Consider the following 20,747-nt stretch of genomic DNA (forward strand, 5'->3'; position numbering starts at 1 on the left):
CATCAGGCCTTCTTGGCCGCTTCGCGGTAAACCAGCAGCGGCGCCTTTCCGTCTTCGATGGTGGACTCGTCCACCACTACCTTTTCGACATTGTCGGCATTGGGCAGCTCGTACATGGTGCCGATCAGCGATTGCTCCAGGATGGAGCGCAGGCCACGGGCACCCGTCTTGCGCGCCAGCGCCTTGCGGGCGATGGCCTTGAGCGCGGCAGGCCGGATCTCCAGCTCCACGCCTTCCATGGCCAGCAGCTTGCTGTACTGCTTGACCAGGGCGTTCTTGGGCTCGGTCAGGATCTGCACCAGGGCGTCTTCGCCCAGTTCGGCCAGAGCCGTGACCACGGGCATGCGGCCGACCAGCTCGGGGATGATGCCGAACTTGATCAGATCTTCAGGCTCGATCTCCTGGAACACTTCCGAGATGGAGCGCTGCTTCTTGCTCTTGACCGTGGCGCCAAAGCCGATGCCCGACGCCTCGGTGCGGTTCTCGATGACCTTCTCCAGGCCCGCGAACGCGCCGCCGCAGATGAACAGGATGTTGGTTGTGTCGATCTGCAGGAAGTCCTGGTTCGGATGCTTGCGGCCGCCTTGCGGGGGAACGCTGGCCATGGTGCCTTCGATGAGCTTGAGCAGGGCCTGCTGCACGCCCTCGCCCGACACGTCCCGCGTGATGCTGGGGTTGTCGGACTTGCGCGAGATCTTGTCGATCTCGTCGATGTAGACGATGCCACGCTGTGCACGCTCGACGTCGTACTCGCAGCTTTGCAGCAGCTTCTGGATGATGTTCTCGACGTCCTCGCCCACGTAGCCGGCCTCGGTCAGCGTGGTGGCATCGGCCATGACGAAGGGCACGTTGAGCATGCGCGCCAGCGTCTGCGCCAGCAGCGTCTTGCCGGAGCCCGTGGGACCGATGAGCAGGATGTTGCTCTTGGCCAGCTCAATCTCATCCTTGCCGGCCTTGTCCTTGTGACGCAGGCGCTTGTAGTGGTTGTAGACGGCAACGGCCAGCGTGCGCTTGGGCAGGTCCTGGCCGATCACGTAGTTGTCCAGGTTGGCCTTGATTTCGGCGGGCGTGGGCAGGTCGCCTCGGCCGTCCTTGGCCTCGGTGCTGGGCTGCTCGTCGCGGATGATCTCGTTGCAGAGATCGATGCACTCGTCGCAGATAAAGACTGACGGACCCGCGATCAGCTTCTTGACCTCATGCTGGCTCTTGCCGCAGAAGGTGCAATAAAGGTTTTTTTCGCTGGAGGAGCCTTTTTTCTCGGCCATGGGGTCGGTGCCTTGTTACAGAAATATGGAAAAGGATGATAACCAAATGGAAAGCGGCGTTTTCCGTAGGGGGAAAACGCCGCCCATTCTCATGCAGCCTCCGGACTTCAGGAGCGCTTGTTGATCACCTGATCGACCAGGCCGTAGTCCTTGGCTTCCTCGGCGGACAGGAAGTAGTCGCGCTCGGTGTCGTGCTGGATCTTTTCCAGCGGCTGGCCCGTGCGCTCGGCCAGGATCTTGTTCAGGCGCTCGCGGGTCTTGAGGATCTCGCGGGCGTGGATTTCGATCTCGGTGGCCTGGCCCTGCATGCCGCCCAACGGCTGGTGGATCATGACCTGGGAATTGGGCAGCGCAAAGCGCTTGCCCTTGGTGCCAGCGGCCAGCAGGAAGGCGCCCATGCTGGCTGCGATGCCGGTGCACAGCGTGGACACATCGGGCTTGATGAAGTTCATCGTGTCGAAGATGGCCAGGCCGGCGCTCACGGAGCCGCCGGGGCTGTTGATGTAGAACGAAATGTCCTTGTCGGGGTTTTCGCTTTCAAGGAACAGCAGCTGGGCCACGACGAGGTTGGCCGTCTGGTCATTGACAGGGCCCACCAGGAAGATCACCCGGTCCTTGAGCAGGCGCGAGTAGATGTCGTACGACCGCTCTCCGCGGCCGGACTGTTCGATGACCATTGGGATCATGCCCAAACCCTGAGTTTCCAATGCGCTCATGTTTTCTCCAGTACTAGGGGGCTACTTTAGCCGTATCCGGAAAGAAAATGGGGCTTGTGCGCCAAAGCACAAGCCCCGCAGATGCCAACCCGCCCGCCGATCTCACGAAGCGGCAGGCAGGCGGTGCTCAAACCCTCAGGCCTGGCCCATCAGTTCGTCGAAGGACACGGCCTTGTCGGAGACCTTGGCCTTGCCCAGCACGAACTCGGTCACGTTGTTTTCGATGACAACGGCTTCGACTTCAGCCAGGCGTTGGCGGTCGCCGAAGTACCAGCGTGCCACGTCTTCGGGCTTTTCGTAGCTGGCGGCCAGCTCTTCCACGTGGGCCTTGATCTGGTCGGGCGTGGCGTGCAGCTCGTTGGCACGCACCAGCTCGGCTACCACCAGGCCCAGGCGCACGCGGCGCTCGGCTTGGGGCAGGAACACGTCTTCAGGGATCTCAGCCTTCTCGGCGTCCTTGATACCGCGCTGCTGCAGCTCGGCGCGGGCGCCTTCCAGCAGACGGGCGACTTCAGCCTGCACCGAAGCCTTGGGCAGTTCCAGCTCGGCCTTGGACACCAGGGCGTCCATCACAGCCTGCTTGTTGCGGCCCTGGACGCGGAACTTGACTTCACGCTCCAGGTTCTTCTTGATGTCGGCGCGCAGGCCTTCGACCGTGCCTTCAGCCACGCCCAGTGCCTTGGCAAAGGCCTCGTCCACTTCGGGCAGGTTGGCGGCTTCGATCTTCTTGACCGTCACCAGGAAGTCAGCGGTCTTGCCGGCCACGTCCTTGCCGTGGTAGTCGGCGGGGAATGCCAGCGGGAAGGTCTTGGACTCGCCAGCCTTCATGCCGCGCACTGCGTCTTCGAATTCCTTGAGCATCTGGCCTTCGCCGACCAGGAACTGGAAGTCTTCAGCCTTGCCGCCGGAGAAGGTCTCGCCGTCGATCTTGCCTTCGAAGTCCACGGTCACGCGGTCGCCGTCCACGGCCACATCGGCCTGGGCGCGCTGCGCGAAGGTGCGGCGCTGCTTGCGCAGGATGTCCACGGTCTTGTCGATGGCGGCGTCGTCCACTTCGGCGGTCAGCTTCTCGACTTCGGCCGAGGTCAGGTCACCGATCTTGACTTCAGGCATCACTTCGAAGATGGCTTCGAACTGGGCCTCGCCCTCGGGAGCGCCTTCCTTTTCGGAGATGCGGGGCTGGCCAGCCACGCGCAGCTTGGCTTCGTTGACGGCCTGTGCAAAAGCCTCGCCAACCTTGTCGTTGAGCACTTCGTACTGCACCGAGTAGCCATAACGCTGGGCCACCACACTCATCGGCACCTTGCCGGGACGGAAGCCGTCCATCTTCACGGTGCGCGCCACTTGCTTGAGGCGGTTCTCGACTTCGCTCTGGATGGAGTTCAGGGGCAGGCTCAGCGTGATCTTGCGCTCGAGCTTTTCAAGGGTTTCAACAGTAACGGCCATGTTTGTTCCTATGAGGGATTGGACCGTGCCGGCTGACATGCAGCCCGCACCGTATTGCGCAAAGTCACGGTGCATCGCGGACCGAAGCCAGTCGGCCGCGCGGCACCTCAGATTTCAAGGGCTTACATCGCATGCGCCTGGCCGCCTGGACCTCGCATGGTTCGCTCAACCCGTGATAAGCGAAGCCAAGTATTATAAACGAGGCGCTTTTCCCATCAGAAAGGCCGCATTGGGGATTTGCCCTCGGTTTTCAGTGTGCGGCGGCAGCGCGGGGACCGCGCCTCCCCGCAGCACGACCCAGTTACCCGGTCACCCTGCATCGAAGCCCTGGCGCACCCCTTAGATATCAATGAGCACATAGGTCAATTGAGGGGCTTCACCCGTGATCGCCTGCCCCTGGACATAGACGCTGCCGCCCTCCTGGCTGCCCAGGGGATTGCGTACGCGCAATCGGCCATTGCCAGGCAGATCGACCGTGGCTGTTCCGTCGCCATGCACCGCGCTGATCCGCCCGGTGAGCACAGGCTCGTCAGGCAACAGTTGGACAAGACGCTTGAAGAGATTGACAGAGGTCATACGGTTGCGCGCTCCACGGTAATCTGCTGCCGCACCACGGGCATGGCAGCGCTGAGACGGGTTCCACGGACCAGGCCGCGCCAGGATTCGTCGGTATCGACGACTTCGATCAATTGGCCGGGCCGGATCAGGCCTGGTGCCGTCCCACCGGAAAGCAAGGGCATGGTGATGGACTGGACCAGCTTGCTGCCCGATGCTCCCAGCACGGCCTCGCCACGCTGGCGTGCAGCCACGGCCTCGGTGATCAGGGCATCCGTGACCTGGGGAGCCAGCCTGTTGCCAGCCGTCCCGGCCCGGCGCACGTGGCCGAGGATGCCGCCCGCCTGGCCGCTGACATAGATCGCGTTGTAGGCGGCACGCGGCTCGGGCCGCAGCTCGTCCGTCACGATGACGTCCGCCGGCATGCGCACGTCCGGCGTCGCATCCGCCCACTTCCATGGCAGATGTGCGAAGCGCGGCGCGACGATCAGGCGCTCCTGCGTACGATGGCTGCTCACCACCGCGCCAATCGAAGCAGCCACACGCATCACGGCCGACAACGGCGTGCCACGGTGGCTCCAGGCGCCGGCCGGCACCAGCCAGTCCGACACCTTCCAGTCCAGCTGCACGCCGGTGAACTCCAGCGCATTGCGGATCAGTTGCTGCGCCGTGGCCGGCGCCGTGTTCAGCCAGGTCTGCTCCGGCATGTAGGGACTGCTCAGCAAGGCGGTGGCACTCACGCCCTGTACGGCCACGCGGTGGTTGCCGAAGCTGCGCGTGCGGCTCAGGCTTTGTACGACAAAGACGAAGTCGATGCCATCGACCACCACGCGCAGCCGTGCAGGCAGTCCCCCGGACGGCGCCAGTTGATCCAGCAGGTGTTCCGGACCATTGGCCGAAAAGCTCCATCCGAAGCCGTCGTCATCGCTGGCGATCGTCACATCGCTCAGCGCAACGGCTTCCATGCCCGGCAGCAGGGCTGCCTCCATCGTGTGTACTGTCATGTAAACCTTCAGTTGCGGGATGACATAGCGGGGTGGTTGGGGATCCGTGCCCGGCCTGCAGCAGATGAACACGAGTTCGGAGCTTTCGCTCCAGACGCTCGAGAACGCCAGCTCGACGGCCCCACCCGGCGGCGGCCGATAGCACGGTGGCGGCTTGGGCGGATCGACAGAGCGGCCCGGCGTGACGCCTGGCAGCGGCGCCATGGCGTCCTGATGGCGGGCACCGCCCATCACGATGCCCAGCACCCGGGCATCGCCCATGCTGCTGGCGTGCCAGGCACCTTCGCAGAGGCCGTCGGTGAAAGCCTGCCGCATGGCACGGCGCAAAATGATGCCCTCCTGGAACCTCTGCAGCACAACCGCCTGGCCAGCCAGTGCGTTGGCCAGGCCCTGGCGCGTGGCCAGGCGCAAGCGCGTACCCTCTTGCCAGGCCTGGGCCGTGAGTCCCCCCACGTCCATGGCAAAGCCCATGCCTTGGCGCGTGGTCAGGCGCAGGCGCGCCGAGTCCTGCCAGCGCTGCACGGCGGCCGCGCCTGCGTGCAGCGCTCGCCAACCGCGAATCTGCGTGACCCTGTCGGCAATGGCTGCCTGCTGGTAGACAGACACCAGGCCGCCCTGTGCCGGGGCGGCCTCTTCAAATCCCGACAATGTGCCCCCCACGGCCGGCCTGTCGGTGCGCGTCTGGTACGCCGCTCCAAGCGCCATGCGCGCCCCAGGCAGGCGAATGCCGGCGCCAGCGGTCTTGCGACGCAAGGCACCGATGGCCACGCTCGTCCCCGGCAGCCGGATGGCCATCCGTGCGACTGCGTCCTGAGTCGAGCCCGGGTCCGGGCCCGAATCGTCCTCGTTGCCGAACACCATCTGGCTGGGTGAGCCAGCGGCCCGTGGGCGATGGAAGATCAGCTCAATGCGTGCCATGGCGCTACTCGATGTAGCTGGTTAGTGCCAGCGTCAGATAGCCGCCCGCGTACAGCTGGGTGCTGTCCGGGATCTGGATCTGGCCCTCGCCACCTTCGATCGACACATCCGCGTCGAGCACCAGCGCACCGCTGGCCGAGACGACGCGGCCCCAGGTGGCGATGCCGGACTCCAGGATCATGGCGCCGGCCGCATCACGGGCCAGCAGCCGCAGCCGGCCGGCCACGATCTCGCCACAGGGTCTGGCCAGCGGCAGCTCCACCAGCATGGGCAGGGCCGAGGGCTCGCCGAAGGCGGGCCGCTGGGCGTCCGCAAAGAAGCGCACGCAGGCCGTGCCCGGACCCACGTCCAGCAGCAGATCGCGCAGGCCCTGCAAGCGGGCCTCGTTGGCCTGCACCGTGATTTCAACACTGCGCTGTGTCATGGCATGGCCTCCGGCGTGACGCGGTCGGCGACCACGGCGCGGAAGTCGCCCTCATGGTCGTAGCTGAGCACGGTGTATGCAATGGTGCTGTCGATGCGCGGGAAGTCGTACTCGCCCTGGGCATTGCTCCAGGCCTCGCGGATCAGCAGACCATCGCGGTCGCGGTACAGCCGCACGCGGCGCGAGACAGGCACCTTGGGGCTGTTCTTGTCTTGCTGCTCGACAGTGCGGCCGCGCACTCGGCCCCGGCCGTTGCCGCCGAGCACGAAGTCCAGTTGACCGGCGCTGAGTGCGCGCACCAGCCGGGCAGTCCCGAGGTAGATTTCTCGCCCCCCTACCCCTACCACAGCTGTAGGCCCAAGCAAGGTGACTCGATACGTTACTTCCGCCATAGCTGTTACCGCCAAGGGCCAGTGATATCGACAAAACCGTAACCTGCAGGCCCCCCTGCAACCGTCGAATGCGGCGATGCGAGCAGGCGTCGTCCGGTCCCCTCCTCAATGAGATAGGTATCCCGCTCGAAGTACGCCGTCAGCCCCCCTTGAGGCACATATCGGATGCCTGGCACCAAAGCTCGCGGGGTACCGGTGGAAGCCGGAGAGTTGTCCACAAAGGTGCGCGAGAACTTGAGCTCCCCATCCACTTCACTTGGGAAAGTGCCGAGAGCAGTGTCTGCGCCGGAACCAGAACTTGAAGTTCCGATATAGCTGAAGTAGCGAGGATTCACGCCACTGCCTAGCCCTGTCATCGCCCTCGGCATGAAGAATGTCGTTGCGCTGGAGTACTCAAGAGATCCCACATTTGGATTTGAATAGGCGGTCGATTCCGAACCAGCCCCCGAAATCACACAGGCGAATGCATCACCGGCACGCCGCAACGCCAGCAGGTCACCAAAACAGCGAGAGCCACCGCCGGTGTTGGTCACGGTGCCCGACGAACCAGTGGCAACGTTCTCGAAGAAGAAGCGCGCATCGCCAGCCAGGCTCCAGCGCACAGCATTTGTATTTGCTGACACACTCTTGCCCCACCAGATGCCTGTGGCTGCTTGGGCCGTCGTCGGAAACGGGCCTTGGCCCACATCGATGGCCGACATGCTCTCGTAACCGCGCATCGCGGTCCCCCGGGCATTGCGGTCATCGACATAGAGGTACATGCCATAGCTTTGCGGATCGGTTGAGCGATACACGGCCTGGTTGGTCCCTGAAAACGGCTTGGCCCAGCCCAGCGGCGCATACTTGAACGTGATGCCCGCGCCCGTGTCCACGCCATCGGGCGCGGCCGTGCGGAACTTGAACACGCCGCCGCCCGACTCGGACACACGCTGCTCGCCATTGAGCAAGGCCTGCGCGGCACCCTCGATCAGCAGCACGCTGTCCGGCGGCGGCGGCAGTGCCGCACTCACGGAAAACTCCACAGTGGCGACGCCGGCCGCCACCGTGACGCGCGTGGCCGCGCGCAGGCCGAAGCCCGTGACGAGGCAGGCATCGAGCACGGCGATCTTGCTGCCGGCCTGGCCGTTTTGCACGGGCGCACCGTACATCGTTGAGAGGAAGTGTTTGACGCTGGTATCGACAAGGGATGCCATAAGTGATCTCCAAAAAATCAGGGACGGTCGACGCTGCCGCGCACCAGGTGTTCGAACTGGTAGTCGTCGGCCACAGCCTCGCTGGGCTGCACGGTGCGGATGAGGGCATGGGGGGCAATGCCGCCCTCGGTGTTGATGCGCAGCACGTTGCCCGCGCTCCAACCCTGGCCCCAGCCCAGGGCGCGGATCGTGATGTAGGGCACGCCGCTGATCGGGTTGATGGGCGCGAAATCCACGTTGGTGGAGCCCGTGCCCAGGTTGCCCACGTGCTCGCCGATGAATTCAAAGGTCGTGGCGCTCAAGAAGCGGCACATCCAGCGCTCGGGCAGCGCGCCGGCATTGGTGACGAGCAGGGGCGCGATGGTGTCGTTGTAGCTAGCCAAGGCCTCGGTGCCGTCCACCGTGTCCTGCCATTTGTTGGTCCAGGTGGTCTGGTCAAACATCAGGCTGACGCGGGCGCGCAGCGTGCCGGCCATCAGCGCGCTGGAGACCACGCTGCCCACGGGGAACTCGTGGCTCAGCTGCTTGGTGATCGCCAGCATGCCGTTGATCTGCACATCGCTGACGCGCGCCATCTCCTCGATGCGGTGCTGGAACGTGACCGGCTGGGCCCAGCCCGTGATGTCGCTAACCGTGATCTTGCCCGCCTCAAGATCCACGCTCCAGCCCTGTTGGATGCGCTGGCCATCGGCGCCGATGACGAAGGCGCGGGACAGCCGCACGCGCCCGCAGTTGATGACCTGGCCGTTGGTCACGGTGACCGGGCCTATCTGGCCGGTGTGGCCGATCACGATGTAGCTGCCCACGCGGTAGATAGGCACACGGCCATCGGGGGGCAGGCGCACGGGGTCCAGGCCGATGACGTCCGCGTCCAGCGGCAGGTAGAAGTAGCTGACGCTGTTGTAGCGCAGCGTGGTCGGTTCCACTGGCCAGGGGCGCCAGATGCGGTTCGGCTGCACTGCACCGATGTCGTCTGCCGAGTACCACCATTCGGTCTTCTGGGCAGCGGTCAGCGAGGTGTCCAGCACATAGTCGCCGAACTGCAGCTCGACCACGCCGCTCTGGTAGTCGATCTTGCCGCGCAGGTGTGTGCCCGAGATCACGCCGTCGATGCCGGCCGAGGCCGTGATCTGCTCGCCCGTGGCGTCGGACAGGTTCATGACAAAGCCGGAGGGCTTGATGGGCGCGGCGGCCGTGCGCATGAAGAGGCTGGCCGTGGTCCAGTTCTGGCGCACGGTCCACAGGCTCTCGACCATCAGGTCGGTGGCCGGACCATCGACCACATAGTCGAAGATCCGCGCCACGCCGCTGGAGTAGTCAAGCGCGCCAGCCACGATGCCCAGCGCCGTGGACGTGCGGTCGCGCACCAGCACGCCGTCGTAGTCCTCATAGACGTGGCCCATCCACCGAAACCGCACGCTGCCCGGCACGATGTAGTCGGTGGTGTAGGGGCACAGGTCCAGCACCACGGGCTCCGGTGTGAAATTCATCACATGGTGCTGCGCGCTGGTGAAGTCCTCGGCGTAAGTCACCGTCACCGTGCTGGCCGCCAGCAGTTCTTCGCTCACCGAGGTATCGCGGCGGTCACCGCCCTTGGACACGGTGGAGAAGCTGGGGTCGCTGCCATTGCCGCCCATCGTGGTTTCTTCAAAACTCAGGGCGTTTTCGTAGTCACTGTTGTAGCCCTCGGTCTTGCTGTCCAGCTGGACGAACTTGATGTTGAGGAACTTGCCCGCGTAGTTGATGGTGCCGTCCGGGCCGAACGTGCCCTGGCCGTCATCGGTCAACAGGTGGCGCACCGTGTCCTGGGTCTTGCTTGTCTGGTAGCTGGACCGGCTGTGTGTCGAAGACGAGCTTGCCGATGTCCTTGTTGTCTGCATGACAACGCCGCCCGATACGCGGCCCACTGATACTTCTGCCATGGTTTTTCTCCCTTAATTGATCAGGCGCCCCAGCGCCGGTAATCCACGCCGCCGATGGACTTGACGCCCGCCGTGTACTCGGCGTCGGTCCAGACCACGCCATCGACGTCGGGCGGCACGTAGTGGTTGCCCTCGGGCGAGCTGGTGGCGCCGACCTCGATATAGACGGCCCCGCCGCTGGCGCGCGCGCCGCCCTGGGCCATGTACTTGCCTGTGGTCGATCCATCGGATAGAGGCACACGCGAAGTGATGACGGGCGCAGGCGCCGGGGGCACCTGGGGCAGGTAGCTAAATTTGCCGCTGCCGCCGTTTTTGGAGGCCGAGGTACCACCGGATGAGGCGCCGGAGCTGGCCGAGAGATTGCGCACGGTGATCCACGCCACGGACACGGTGCCGGGCGCAGGGATGGTGTCCAGGGTGATCGCGCCGTAGCCGCCTGCGTCGAGGACGACCGAGACGTTCTTGCTCACCGTCACGGCATAGTCGTACTCGATGGCGAACTGCCCGCCTGCATCGATCATGAATTGCGGGCGCAGTAGCAGCGCGGCTGATGCGTAGTTGATCTCGCCCGTGGCGGCGCCCTGCAGGTCACCCTGGCCGTTGTCCGTGGCCGTGCGCAGCACGCCGCCCGAGGTCCACTTGATGACCAGCGAGCCCGGCTTGATGCCCTGGTGCGGCAGGCGCATGGCGTGCTCGGGCAGTCGCCAGCCCGTGGCGCTGGAGCGGTTGACGAAGGCCGAGGCCTCGCCCCACTGGAAAATGATTGAGCTGCCCACATCAGGCAGCGCAGGCAGCGTCACGGACACCGAGCCGTTCGCATAGTTGACCGTCCCCACGGCCGAGCCGGTCAGCTCGCCCTGGCCGTTGTCGGAGGCGGTGTACCAGACGCCCATGACCTGGAACGAGACCGCCAGCGTGTTTGGCGCCGGGAAAGGCTTGAGGATGGCCACCCAGCTGAAACTGCGGTTTTCCTGGCCGACCTTGATGCGGCGCGTGTGCGGCGCATTGGGCACGCGGATCTCGCGCGGCGAGGTGGCGAGCACCAGCTGCCGCACGCCGGCCGGGCGCTGGTCCAGCGCCGCAGTCTCGGTGCGTGAGTTGGGCACCAGCTGGGTGTAGATGCTGGCCACCCGCAGCATGCTCTCGCCCAGCTGCACAGCTGCCGTCAGGGGCTGGGCGCCATAGAAGCTGGCCGCGTCCGCCACGGTGGTGTCCCGGATGCGCGTCTTGCTGGGGTCCATTGACCAGCCCCGGTTGGGAGGCGACCCTGGGAAGGCGCTGCGCAGCCGGGGGGTGATCTCGCACGTAGTGACGCTAGCCGTGTAGTCCGTGTAGCCGCCGCTGCTGGAATAGGAAAACTGCAGGGTCTCGGTCTCGGCGCGCAGCACGCGCACGTACTGCAGCGCCTGGCTGGCCAGCCCCTCGTTGTAGACGAGGATCAGCGTGCGGCCGATGGTCGGCGCCGGTGTGCCGGGACGGTGGAAGATCTTGATTGAGGCCTGGCCCTGGACATGGTTCTCCAGCAGATAGCCGCCCCACTCCGTGCCCGGGATGAGGTAGGCCGCGATGGCCGCGGCGATCTCCGAACGACGCGCGAATACGCCGCAGGGCGCGATGGTGATGGACACATTCGGATCGTTGGGCACGGCCGAGACAATGATGTTGGTGTCCATCAGCGGCTCAGTGGTGGGCGTTTGCACGGCCGCGTGCACCTGGCGGATGGACACGTCGCCGCCGGCCCGGTCGACCTCGGTGATGTCCTCGAAGACGCCATTGCTCTTGCCCCAGGCGATGACGTTGCCCGTAGGGCCGCCGCCGCCATTGGGGTCATCGGTCATGACCTTGGATTCGAGCAGGCGGATATCGCCGTCTCTGACTGTCATATTTTCAACTCCTCAAACTGTGATGAGCCGCAACGTTGCGACATAGGGATTGGCGAGCGCGGGAAGCTCGGGCCTGCCGACGGGCCGGGCCGTGATGGGTTCGTCGCCGGAAAACTGCACGTCGAAGGCGCGGCCATCCGCCAGCCGCAGGCTGTAGACCTGGCCTGCGGCGCCAGCCATCTGCAGCAGCACGAGCAAGGTGGCGCGGCGGATCCAGCCATGGGACTCATCCCCCTCCAGAGTGATCGGACGTCCCGCAGACTTGCCGGCTTCGTCCACGATCAGCGCCCCCGTGATGCTGCGCGCCGTACTGCGCGCCACGGCGGACCATGTGAATTCATCCGTCCAGGTCATCCCGCGGGGAATCTCAAGCGTTCCCAATAGGTGGTTCTTGGCTGTCATCGTCATATTCCGGAAAGGTTCTTGCTTCGCTCAAGCTCCGACAGCAGGCGTTCGATCGCCCGTTCGCCATCGGCGTCGGTCCTTACATTGCCCAGCGAGCTGCCGTTGATCCGCAGGTCGATGACCCGAGCTGCGGCCCCAACCGTGGACGTGTTGGTGGGAGACTCCAGCGGTGCCCTCTGCGCTTGGGCAACCTTGTCCCTCGCCTGCTGCAAAACAGCATCGGCGATAGCCTTGTTCACCTCGTTCGGATTCACGCCGCCCTGGATCCCGCCGAAAATGCCGGCGGGTTTGTCGTACTGCTGCTCGAACTGGTCCACGACGCGCAATGCGGCCGCGTCATCCAGCCCCTGGCCTTTGGCCATTTCGAGCACGGCCGTGCGCGAAAGAATGGTGAGTGCCACTCGCTCGCCTGCGGTGTTCAGGCTGTGGCCTTCCTTGTCGATATTCCATTTCTTTCGGTACAGCTCCAGCTCTCGTTCCTTGAGCTCGTTGGCCTTTTCCTGCGCGGCGATCTCTCGCTCACGCTCGGCATTCAAGCGCTCCAGTGCAGTACGCTGGTCGTTCACGGCACGGGTTACCTGATCGTTCGAGCCTTTCGTCTTGTCGGCAGCGTCTTTCAGGTCCCTGGTGCTTTTCCCTGTCTTGTCCACCTCGGACTTGAGGCCTTGCAAGGAGGCTTTGCCCTTGTCCAGGCCCGTATAGGCTTCATCCACCGCCTTGGCCGCCTGCTGCGCGCTCTGAGCGGACTCGGGAAGCGCCTTCTGGATCTTGTTGATTTCCTCCAGCTTCTCTGCAGCGGCCTGCAGGTTGCCCGCCTCCATCAGTTGCCGATATTCGGAACGCAACTGGCTGACGCTTTGTGACGCGGTGGCCGTCGACGCAGCCGTACTCTCCAGCGCCACCTTGGTTTCCATGCTCTTTCGGCCGGTCTCCTCGATGGAAGCAGCCATCTGCCTGAAGGCGCGCTCCGATTCCCCGCCAGCTGTACCGGCCTCCTGGCTGCCTTGCACCAGGCCGGCGAAGCCATTGCGCGTCGTCTGAGCGGCGTCGGTCACGGCCTGCAGGGACTCGGTGGCCTTGTCGCGCATGGCCTGGGCCGAAGCCCCGAAGCCGCCCGCCATCACCTCGGCGTCTTGCGCGGCCTGCTTGAAGGACTGGGACAACTGGCCAAACGAGACCTTCGCGAGCTGCTCGTTAAGCCATGCAATCCCACTCGAGACACCGCTCGCGATTTCGGCGAAAACTGCACCCAGGCCATAGATGACGGTCATCACGCCATTGACGCCAGCGCTCATCGTGCCCCAGGCAATCTTCAGCACGTTGCCGGTATTCGTGCCGTACTCCTGCACCCGCGTCAGGGCGTCCTTGGCCTGGTCTGCGAAGGCCTGCAGCTTCTCGCCCACGGCCTTGAAATCGATCGTGGAAATGAAGCCCTTGGCGAATTCCAGGCCGGAGCGGAAGGCCGCGGCAATCGATTCGCCGAAGCGCCCGATGGCGCCGTCAGCAACGGCAGTGCGGAAGCCCTCTGCCACCGCATCCACCGCCTCCTTGAGAACAGGCAGCACGGGCGTGCCCAGCGTGGTCTTGACACCCTCCCAGACATTTTCGAACCCCTTGACCGAGCCATTGAGGTTGTCCGACATGGTTGCTGCCATGTCGGCGGCACTGCCGGAAGCGTTGCCCAGCGTGGTGGAGAGAGCATTCAGTGAGCCCATGCCCTGGCTGAGCAGCCCGGACAGCACGGGACCGGCCTCCGTCCCCAGTGCCTTGATGGCCTGCGCACCTTCCGGGCCCTTGCCGGCCAGTTGCTGCAATGCCTGCTCGAAATCGTCGGTGACAATGCCGGCCTCGCCCAGCTCCTTGCGGAACGCGCTGGCCGGATCCGCGAACTGGCCCAGGATGGTGTTGAACGCCGAGCCGGCCTTCCCCGCATCGGTCCCAGCCTGCGAGAACTGGCCGATCATGGCCACCGTGCTCTCCAGGCTCAGTCCCACGCGTCCGGCAGCAGGGCCCACCGTGCCCAGGGTCTCGGCCAGGCTGCCGATACTGGTGCCGGTGAGCACCGACCCTTTGGCCAGCACATCCGCCACGCGCCCTGCATCCTCGAATTGCAGGCCCATGCCCGAAACCGCCTTGGTCACGGCTTCGCTGGCGGCGGACAGTTCCATGCCGCCGGCCTGCGCAAGGTTCAGGACCGCCGGCAACGTGGCAATACTCTCCTGGGCCGTCAACCCCGCCTGCGCCAGGCTTTCCAGCGCGCCGGCAGCCTGCACGCCGGAGTACTGCGTGGTGAGTCCGGCATCCGTGGCCGCCTTGGTCAGCGCGGCCATCTCCTCGGCCGAACTGCCGGTGGCGACCTGGACACGGTCCATTGCCGACTCGAAATCCGCCGCAGCCGTGACGGCATTCTTGAAGGTCTCTCCAGCCGAAGCACCAAAGCCCTTGAGCATGGATGCCCCCACCTCGGACAGTTTGGTGGCAAGACTGTCCAACGAGGCCGCGCCCCGGCTCACCATCCCGCTCACCGCAGAGCCGGCCGCCGTGCCGAGCGCCATGAAGGACTGGGCTCCCTGGGCGCCCTTGTCCGCCAAACTTTGCAACACGGCCTGCACACCGTCCATCACCGTCTGGAAATTGCTGAGCGCTTTGGCCGCGCTGTCGAAAGCAGACCTGGCCGCAGCACCAAAACTCTGGAGCATTGATGTGCCCACCTCGGCTGCCTTGGCCTTGAGGCTATCGAACGCCTTCTCTGCGGCGTCCTTGGCGCGGGTGAGCATGGAAATGGGTTTCTCGTCCATGATTCAGGGTTCTTTTGTAGGCATGTCTGGTTGGCGCTGCCGCCTGTCCAGGCGGCAGGGCGAACCACCCGGCACGCGGCCAGGTGGGATGGTTCACATCAGGGGATGGACACGGGACGGCCGTCGCGGTAGATGGCCTGCGCGTTGGGACCCTTGAGAACTTCCAGCGAGAACTGCATGCTCACGGGCTTGGTGTCCTCGGTGATCAGAGGCATCTCGCCCGTGGGCGTGAGCGCCACCAGCGGCATGTACCAGTCGCTGTCCAGGCCGGCAGCGCTGTCGGACACGATGCGGATCGCACAGGTCATGTCGGTCTTGGCGCCCGTCATCACCGACTCGAACTGGCCGGCCACGGGCGTGTAGCCGAAGACCACCTTGCCGGCGGCGATCTGGCCGCCTTCGATGATCTGGACACGGCCGGTCTCCAGGCTCAGGTTGTAGTCGCGGCCCGCGACGTAGCTGGTCTGGCCGTCCTCGCTCTTGATGGACACGGTGGAGACGTTGCGCACACCCAGCGGATTGGCAGCGGTGGCGCCCAGCTGGTACTGGCGGCCGGGGACCACGGCGCGGATCTCGTTGTCCACGGGGGTGGCGTCCTGAGTCTTCAGCGCATGGGTGCCGGACAGCCAGGAGGCCACGTTGCGCGCGCTGATGTTGTCGCAGGTCAGGGCGCCGGTGCGGGTGACCTTGATGGGCCAGCTGCCGTCCTTCTCGGACATGCCCTCTTCGCTGCTGAAGTGCTCAGCCTTTTCTGCCGCGACGGTGAGGGTGAAGCCCGGGCAGTTGCCCATGGGAATCTCGCCCGTCAGTTGCTCGTTGGCGTCATAGAGGTCGATGTAGACGCGGCCTCGTGGAATCTGGTAGTCATTTTTCGGGTGTGCAATCGGCATGTCGCTGCTCCAATCAAAGGTAAGAAATCACGGCTGGCCGTCGAACAGGGCCGTGGTGGTGAATGCGACCTCGTACCCCACGAGGCCTGGGTCGGGGAAAACCGCCTCCTGGATGGAGGCGAACTGGAAGGGGGTCCAGAAGCGGTCATCGACCGCTCCCGGCGACCAGTTGTGCAGTGCTTCGACCAAGGCCGCGAGTGCCTCGCCCAGCGCGGCAGCAGCCTGTGCGCCGCGCGGCACCATCAGGGCGGCAACCCAGGTCGGCTGCAACTGCGCCGCGGTCCTCATGGCTGCCACCCCTGTGGCAGATGCCATGCGCACCTGCGCAGCAGGCACGGCCGAGCCGTCGACGGACTCACTGGCTCCGCTGACGCGCCAGCCCCCGAAGGCCGGCAACGACTTGAGGCGGGAGGCCAGGATGGATTCGAGCTGCAGCATCAGGCGCACGCTCTGATGGCGGCCGTCTGGCTGCGGACACAACCGTCCGCTGCATCCGGCAAGCCTGCGACCGGGGCCGCAGTGTTGAAGGTGTTGTTTCTCGAGTGGGTGAACATAGGAAAAAGACCGCCTGTATCCTTGGGTTCCATTGCGCCCTGCTGGGCGTGTTCAGACAGTTTCTCTGTCCTCGCGTCTCATTTCCTGCCGACAAATGAGACTGTTTTCAAGCGCATGCCAGGCCCAGCAGCGGTCGCCGTCCGCCGCTGCGCTGCACGGCTCAGCCCTCTACGCAAAGCGATGTCTCCGGACTGGAAACGCCGTTGCGAACCGAGCCTGGCCGCTCGCCCAGGATGCGGTACAGCTGAGCCCGCTGGAGTCCATATTTGGTCTGCAACTGCTGGCGGTTGACCCCGTTGAATTCCTGGCGGATGGCTTCGTTGCGCTCCTTCTTGCTGGGCGCGGGCACGTAGATGGCGGCGCCGCGCGTGCCCATGCGCATGCCGCCATAGCGCTTTCGCAACCCGCGCAACATGGCCTGGGCAACGGACAAGGCCTGCGGGCCGCTCAGGCCAAGCTCCTGCTCGGCAATCTCCAGCAGCTCGCACGCCAGCAACTGCGCCGCCGAGTCCTCGGGCGGGCAGACGGATTCAATGGTTGTCGTCATGGTGTGCAACGTCCCGGGTCGGCGACTCCTGCCCCGAGCCCCGCGTCACTGCCCGGAGCCCACATCGCCGGACTCGCCCTTGTCCACGCCGGTGTAGGCCTGCGCGTCCACCCTCTGCCGCTGCACATCCGCTTCGGCGTGTGGCGCAGCCATGGCGGTGGGCGGGCTGTTGCCAGCAGGCTGCCCGCCCCGCCGCACCCAATCGCGGGCAGGCAGGATGAAGTCCTCGATGATCCTGGCGTCGGACATCGCCATGGGCCTGATGGACGGCAGTTGAGCCCGCAGCCGCGAGCGGACCGCCTCGACCGCCTTTCGAACGAACCCCGCCTGCGGCGACTGCTCGGCCATGGCCGCCAGCACATCCTGGGCGGCGGCACGCCGACCCTCCCGGCCCTCGGCCAGTCCGTGCTCCTGGACCTTCTCACGCACATCGCGCGGGCGCGCTGCGACGATCTGGTCGAGCACGGCATCCATCCCTTCGCCAAAGGCACCCTGAAGACCATGCTGGCCTAGCGCCTGCCGGTATACGAACCGCGCAACCTGGGCCGGCGTATGGCTTGCATTGGCAAGCAGGTGGACCTGACCATCGGCATAGAAACCGCGCGGCCCCTGCGTGCCGCCATCGGCCCCGGGTTCCCGGCCGGCATCACGCATTGCCTGCGCCAGGCGGGGCTCCTTCAGGTCGAACATGACGCGCACCGGAGGTCCCTTGGCCCATGAGGCACTAATGGCATCAGCCACCTCTTTCACCTTGCCCATGGAGGCATCAGGCGCCGGGCTTGCACTCTTGTCTGCATCCTGGCGCGAAGCTGGCTGCGCCGCAGCAGGCGCTGTATCGGGTGCCGAGGCGCCATCGCCCGCACCGACCTTCACTGCAGCTGGCAACGCGGCGGGCAGTTCTCCGTCCGGACGGGGCCGTTGCGCCGCAGCGGCAGGCGGCCCGGAGGAGTCCTGTGCACCAGAAGCCTCATCCGCAGTAGGCTCCCCACTCCGCCGCACACCCGGGGCAGGTTGCATGGATGCCTTCTCGCTGCCCGGCACCGGTGCGCTGTCTTCAGCGACAGGGGCGGCGGGCGCATTCTCGTCGCCCGGTGCACGGACCGTGGCATCCTCCACGGGCGCTGTGCGGTCAGCCGAGGCGTCCTTGCGTGCAGCCTGCACGGCTTTCCAGTCATCCTGCAGCAATTCCCAGGCAGGCGTACCCCTGCGCAGCCTGCCGATGTTCTCGCCGCGCTCGGACACGAACTGCAGCCAATTGCGGGCCTGCACCGTGGCTGGGTCGAAGGCTGGCGCATCGCCGTCAGCGAAGGCATCGGCCGGCACTTGCCCGCGCTGCCTGGCGCCTTGCGGCTTCGCCTCGCCATCGGCTCCATGGCCGGATTCTGCAGGCACCGTGCTGACGGCCTTGTCCGTTCTGGCAGGACCGGCGGAGATCTCCATGGAAGCCGGTCCTGCGTCCGCAGGTGCCGGCGATCCGGGATGCGACGGGGTTGCAGATTCCGGGCGGCTGACGGGGAGCGCTGCATCGCCGTCACCGCCCGCCTTGCTCCTTTGCGCCTGATGGCGCCTGGCGGCGATGGCGGCGACGCCCGCAGGCGGCAGGCCGCTGACAGCGGCCTCCACCGCCGTGCGTCCGACATTGCGCGACAACGGCCGCCCATCGACCTCCCCAGCCTGGTGGTTTGTCGCCACCTGGGGCAGTACGTCATCGAGCTGCTTGCCCAGCATCGCTGATGCCAGTGCTCCGGTCGCGGCATATCCCCTGCCCGCCAGAGCACGCTCGATGCGGCGCTTGCCAGGCAGCAAGCCGGTCAAGCTGCCTATGGCAGCTGGCATCACCGACTTGCCGAGGGCGATCCGTACCGCCTCGTCTTCCGGGACGCTTTGCTTGCGCAGCGTGTCGCGGATCTCTTCGAAGGCCTTTCCACGGGCGCCTCCCGCATTCATCAGTGCCTCCGTGGCACCTGCCATGGTGGTGCCGGCCGCAGCCGCCAGGGCAGTGCTTCCTCCTGCGGCCAGCGTGGCGATCTGCCCCACCCTCGACGCGCCAAGGCCCGGGAGCACACTGGGCAGATTCGTGAAGATGAAGCGCGAGATCAGTACGGGGTCCGAGCTGTAGGCCCGCGCTGCCGCGATGGATTGTTCGATGATCGAATCCTGGTCCGCCGCGCTGATCACCTTTTCGGCTTCGGCCAGCTTGCGCTGCGTCACGGGGCTTTGTGCCTTGCGCCAATGCTCGCCATTGCTGCGGAAAAAATCCGCGACACCGGATGAGGGCGAAAAAAGGTTGACAACGCTGCCCAAGGTTGTATTCACCCCTTCAGCGCTTTGCACGCCGGCATCTGCGATCGCCTCACCCCAGCTGCGCTCCTGTGGCTGTGCAGGCGGCTGGGCAGGCACGGGCCGGTAGCGTGCGCCGGCACCGATGCCGGTCACATCCATCCCGTCCAGCAATTCGAATGCCTCTGGCTCGTAGGCCCGGCCGCCCGGCTGGTCCAGCCTTTCGCGCTTGTACTTCTTGCTGCTCATCTGATCCCCTTGTGGCAAGAAGCACAGACTGGCAGGCTTGGCACGACAGGCAGCGGCGCCCGGGCTCCTGAAACGGCAAGGCCCGCTGAAGCGGGCCTTGGTGGCTGCATCCCAGGATCAGTGCTGCGCTACCTGGAGGCGCCATACGGCAAGCCGCTCGGGACGGTTTCTCGGCTCGGACGCAAGCTGCGTTGGAACTCGCCCTGGGAATACTGGTACAGTGCCGCCGGGCTGGCCATGGACTTGAGAAGTCCAAGAGCCTCGCCACTGTCCTTAAGAGTGACTGGCGCCGCCTCCCGGCCATTCAGGTCTGTGCGCTTGATCTGCAAAGCCCCTCCCTGTCCCGCCTCGATGCCGGAAATTTTGTAGCCACTGGGAACGAAGCGGTTGTAGAGCTCCATCAGCGGGGCATAGTCGCCCACCGCCAGGCCAGCAGCGGCTTTGTCAGATGCCTCCTGACGCCTTTTTGTATCCATCTGGATTTTGATGTGCGACTGCGCCATCAAATCCTGGGTAGCCTGGTCCGCAGCCTTAAGATGCCCAGCCTGTGTCAGCGCCGCTATACGGCGCTGACTATGGGCAAGGTGGTCGTCCATCGTCGCTTCGCGTGACTTGCCGCTCTGGTCAATCAACGATGCCTGGAACTGCTTTCGTTGCTCGCCCTCGATGCGCCCCACTTCGTCATCCTGCTGCCATTGCTTCATCTCTCTAGCCTGGCGTTGGACATCGTGCGCCCCCAGCGTGAGCTGTTGGCGCATCTGCAGGCTGCGCTCAGGGTCGGTACGGCCGATCACGTCGGCCATGGCCAGCCTGCGCGAGCTGTCCTGCTGCTCGCGGCTCATCGACCCCGCCGAACGCTCGCCCATGAAGTCGGTCACGCCCTGCATGGCGATGGTCTTGGTGTCGCCCGCATCGTTGCGCGCGACATAGGCCTTCTGTGCGTCGTCAAAGTCGATCTTGTAGCCGTTGGCGACCAGGCCTTCCAGCTCCTTGCCCTGGTCGGCGGTGTAGCCCGTGGACTCCACGGCGGTGGCACTGGCAATGCCCTTCAAAGCCTCTTTCTGCGCAGCCTGGTCGCGCGCATCGTTCATTTGCTGACCGGCGCGATAGGCGTCAGCAATGCCCCGCGTAAATTGCTGGCCCTGTGCCAGGCCCGCAGCGAAACCACTTCCCAAATTCATTGTTCGCACTCCTTCAATTCGCTGTCCAACTCCTGCACCCGGCGCGCCAGTTCGGCGCGGATGGTCTGCAGACTCGCTCGGTACTGCCCCACCTTGTCGGGGTGCAGTTGCTTGAGATAGGCGG

The 20,747-nt window shown here is 65.3% G+C and carries 17 protein-coding genes; all 17 read right to left on the reverse strand.

The genetic code is table 11. The annotated features are described in order from the left end of the window. Positions 1-2: 2 nt before the first annotated feature. The 17 genes from clpX to DA1_RS16585 all read right to left on the reverse strand — a co-directional run bounded on the left by clpX (position 3) and on the right by DA1_RS16585 (position 20,623). Entirely contained in the window at positions 3-1,265 is a 1,263-nt protein-coding gene (clpX, locus tag DA1_RS16505) for an ATP-dependent Clp protease ATP-binding subunit ClpX (protein WP_012204530.1), read from the reverse strand. Between the two features lie 107 nt (positions 1,266-1,372). Then, on the reverse strand, positions 1,373-1,981 hold the full coding sequence (gene clpP, locus DA1_RS16510; protein WP_012204529.1) for an ATP-dependent Clp endopeptidase proteolytic subunit ClpP: 609 nt from the start codon (positions 1,979-1,981) through the stop codon (positions 1,373-1,375). 135 nt (positions 1,982-2,116) lie between these two features. Continuing rightward, positions 2,117-3,427: a trigger factor gene (tig, locus tag DA1_RS16515; protein WP_012204528.1), complete on the reverse strand. Its 1,311-nt coding sequence runs from the start codon at positions 3,425-3,427 to the stop codon at positions 2,117-2,119. A gap of 339 nt (positions 3,428-3,766) precedes the next feature. Beyond that, positions 3,767-4,003 carry a hypothetical protein gene (locus DA1_RS16520; RefSeq protein ID WP_034391739.1) on the reverse strand — a complete coding sequence of 79 codons (237 nt, stop codon included), beginning with the start codon at positions 4,001-4,003 and terminating at the stop codon, positions 3,767-3,769. Continuing rightward, the gene (locus DA1_RS16525; protein WP_034391737.1) at positions 4,000-5,904 is read right to left on the reverse strand and encodes a hypothetical protein; all 1,905 of its coding nucleotides are present in this window, start codon (positions 5,902-5,904) and stop codon (positions 4,000-4,002) included. Before DA1_RS16525 ends, DA1_RS16520 begins: the two co-directional genes overlap by 4 nt. A gap of 4 nt (positions 5,905-5,908) precedes the next feature. Continuing rightward, complete coding sequence (locus tag DA1_RS16530; protein ID WP_034391735.1) at positions 5,909-6,328, reverse strand: hypothetical protein; 420 nt, start codon at positions 6,326-6,328, stop codon at positions 5,909-5,911. Further along, complete coding sequence (locus DA1_RS16535) at positions 6,325-6,627, reverse strand: hypothetical protein (protein WP_230590746.1); 303 nt, start codon at positions 6,625-6,627, stop codon at positions 6,325-6,327. Before DA1_RS16535 ends, DA1_RS16530 begins: the two co-directional genes overlap by 4 nt. Before the next feature lie 98 nt (positions 6,628-6,725). Next, the gene (locus tag DA1_RS16540; RefSeq protein WP_034391732.1) at positions 6,726-7,913 is read right to left on the reverse strand and encodes a hypothetical protein; all 1,188 of its coding nucleotides are present in this window, start codon (positions 7,911-7,913) and stop codon (positions 6,726-6,728) included. Positions 7,914-7,930: 17 nt separating this feature from the next. Beyond that, positions 7,931-9,835, reverse strand: a complete 1,905-nt coding sequence (locus DA1_RS16545) for a hypothetical protein (RefSeq protein ID WP_034391730.1) — start codon at positions 9,833-9,835, stop codon at positions 7,931-7,933. 20 nt (positions 9,836-9,855) lie between these two features. Next, positions 9,856-11,718 carry a hypothetical protein gene (locus tag DA1_RS16550; RefSeq protein ID WP_034391728.1) on the reverse strand — a complete coding sequence of 621 codons (1,863 nt, stop codon included), beginning with the start codon at positions 11,716-11,718 and terminating at the stop codon, positions 9,856-9,858. Between the two features lie 12 nt (positions 11,719-11,730). Further along, complete coding sequence (locus DA1_RS16555) at positions 11,731-12,120, reverse strand: hypothetical protein (RefSeq protein WP_013803271.1); 390 nt, start codon at positions 12,118-12,120, stop codon at positions 11,731-11,733. Positions 12,121-12,122: 2 nt separating this feature from the next. Next, on the reverse strand, positions 12,123-14,921 hold the full coding sequence (locus tag DA1_RS16560; protein WP_034391725.1) for a phage tail tape measure protein: 2,799 nt from the start codon (positions 14,919-14,921) through the stop codon (positions 12,123-12,125). Between the two features lie 98 nt (positions 14,922-15,019). Beyond that, the gene (locus DA1_RS16565; protein WP_034391723.1) at positions 15,020-15,811 is read right to left on the reverse strand and encodes a phage tail tube protein; all 792 of its coding nucleotides are present in this window, start codon (positions 15,809-15,811) and stop codon (positions 15,020-15,022) included. A gap of 27 nt (positions 15,812-15,838) precedes the next feature. Beyond that, positions 15,839-16,291 carry a hypothetical protein gene (locus DA1_RS16570; protein WP_232625584.1) on the reverse strand — a complete coding sequence of 151 codons (453 nt, stop codon included), beginning with the start codon at positions 16,289-16,291 and terminating at the stop codon, positions 15,839-15,841. Between the two features lie 235 nt (positions 16,292-16,526). Further along, on the reverse strand, positions 16,527-16,913 hold the full coding sequence (locus DA1_RS16575; RefSeq protein ID WP_034391720.1) for a Mor transcription activator family protein: 387 nt from the start codon (positions 16,911-16,913) through the stop codon (positions 16,527-16,529). A gap of 45 nt (positions 16,914-16,958) precedes the next feature. Further along, entirely contained in the window at positions 16,959-19,460 is a 2,502-nt protein-coding gene (locus DA1_RS16580; RefSeq protein ID WP_255288129.1) for a hypothetical protein, read from the reverse strand. A 110-nt stretch (positions 19,461-19,570) separates the two neighbouring features. After that, the gene (locus DA1_RS16585; RefSeq protein ID WP_051940608.1) at positions 19,571-20,623 is read right to left on the reverse strand and encodes a hypothetical protein; all 1,053 of its coding nucleotides are present in this window, start codon (positions 20,621-20,623) and stop codon (positions 19,571-19,573) included. Positions 20,624-20,747: the final 124 nt, after the last annotated feature.

The sequence above is a fragment of the Delftia acidovorans NBRC 14950 genome, from assembly GCF_001598795.1.
GTDB lineage: Bacteria > Pseudomonadota > Gammaproteobacteria > Burkholderiales > Burkholderiaceae_C > Comamonas > Comamonas acidovorans.

Coding starts and splice junctions, on each gene's coding strand:
- clpX (WP_012204530.1), bottom strand. CDS start 1,265: ATGGCCGAGAAAAAAGGCTCCTCCAGCGAAAAAAACCTTTATTGCACC.
- clpP (WP_012204529.1), bottom strand. CDS start 1,981: ATGAGCGCATTGGAAACTCAGGGTTTGGGCATGATCCCAATGGTCATC.
- tig (WP_012204528.1), bottom strand. CDS start 3,427: ATGGCCGTTACTGTTGAAACCCTTGAAAAGCTCGAGCGCAAGATCACG.
- DA1_RS16520 (WP_034391739.1), bottom strand. CDS start 4,003: ATGACCTCTGTCAATCTCTTCAAGCGTCTTGTCCAACTGTTGCCTGAC.
- DA1_RS16525 (WP_034391737.1), bottom strand. CDS start 5,904: ATGGCACGCATTGAGCTGATCTTCCATCGCCCACGGGCCGCTGGCTCA.
- DA1_RS16530 (WP_034391735.1), bottom strand. CDS start 6,328: ATGACACAGCGCAGTGTTGAAATCACGGTGCAGGCCAACGAGGCCCGC.
- DA1_RS16540 (WP_034391732.1), bottom strand. CDS start 7,913: ATGGCATCCCTTGTCGATACCAGCGTCAAACACTTCCTCTCAACGATG.
- DA1_RS16545 (WP_034391730.1), bottom strand. CDS start 9,835: ATGGCAGAAGTATCAGTGGGCCGCGTATCGGGCGGCGTTGTCATGCAG.
- DA1_RS16550 (WP_034391728.1), bottom strand. CDS start 11,718: ATGACAGTCAGAGACGGCGATATCCGCCTGCTCGAATCCAAGGTCATG.
- DA1_RS16555 (WP_013803271.1), bottom strand. CDS start 12,120: ATGACAGCCAAGAACCACCTATTGGGAACGCTTGAGATTCCCCGCGGG.
- DA1_RS16560 (WP_034391725.1), bottom strand. CDS start 14,921: ATGGACGAGAAACCCATTTCCATGCTCACCCGCGCCAAGGACGCCGCA.
- DA1_RS16565 (WP_034391723.1), bottom strand. CDS start 15,811: ATGCCGATTGCACACCCGAAAAATGACTACCAGATTCCACGAGGCCGC.
- DA1_RS16575 (WP_034391720.1), bottom strand. CDS start 16,913: ATGACGACAACCATTGAATCCGTCTGCCCGCCCGAGGACTCGGCGGCG.
- DA1_RS16585 (WP_051940608.1), bottom strand. CDS start 20,623: ATGAATTTGGGAAGTGGTTTCGCTGCGGGCCTGGCACAGGGCCAGCAA.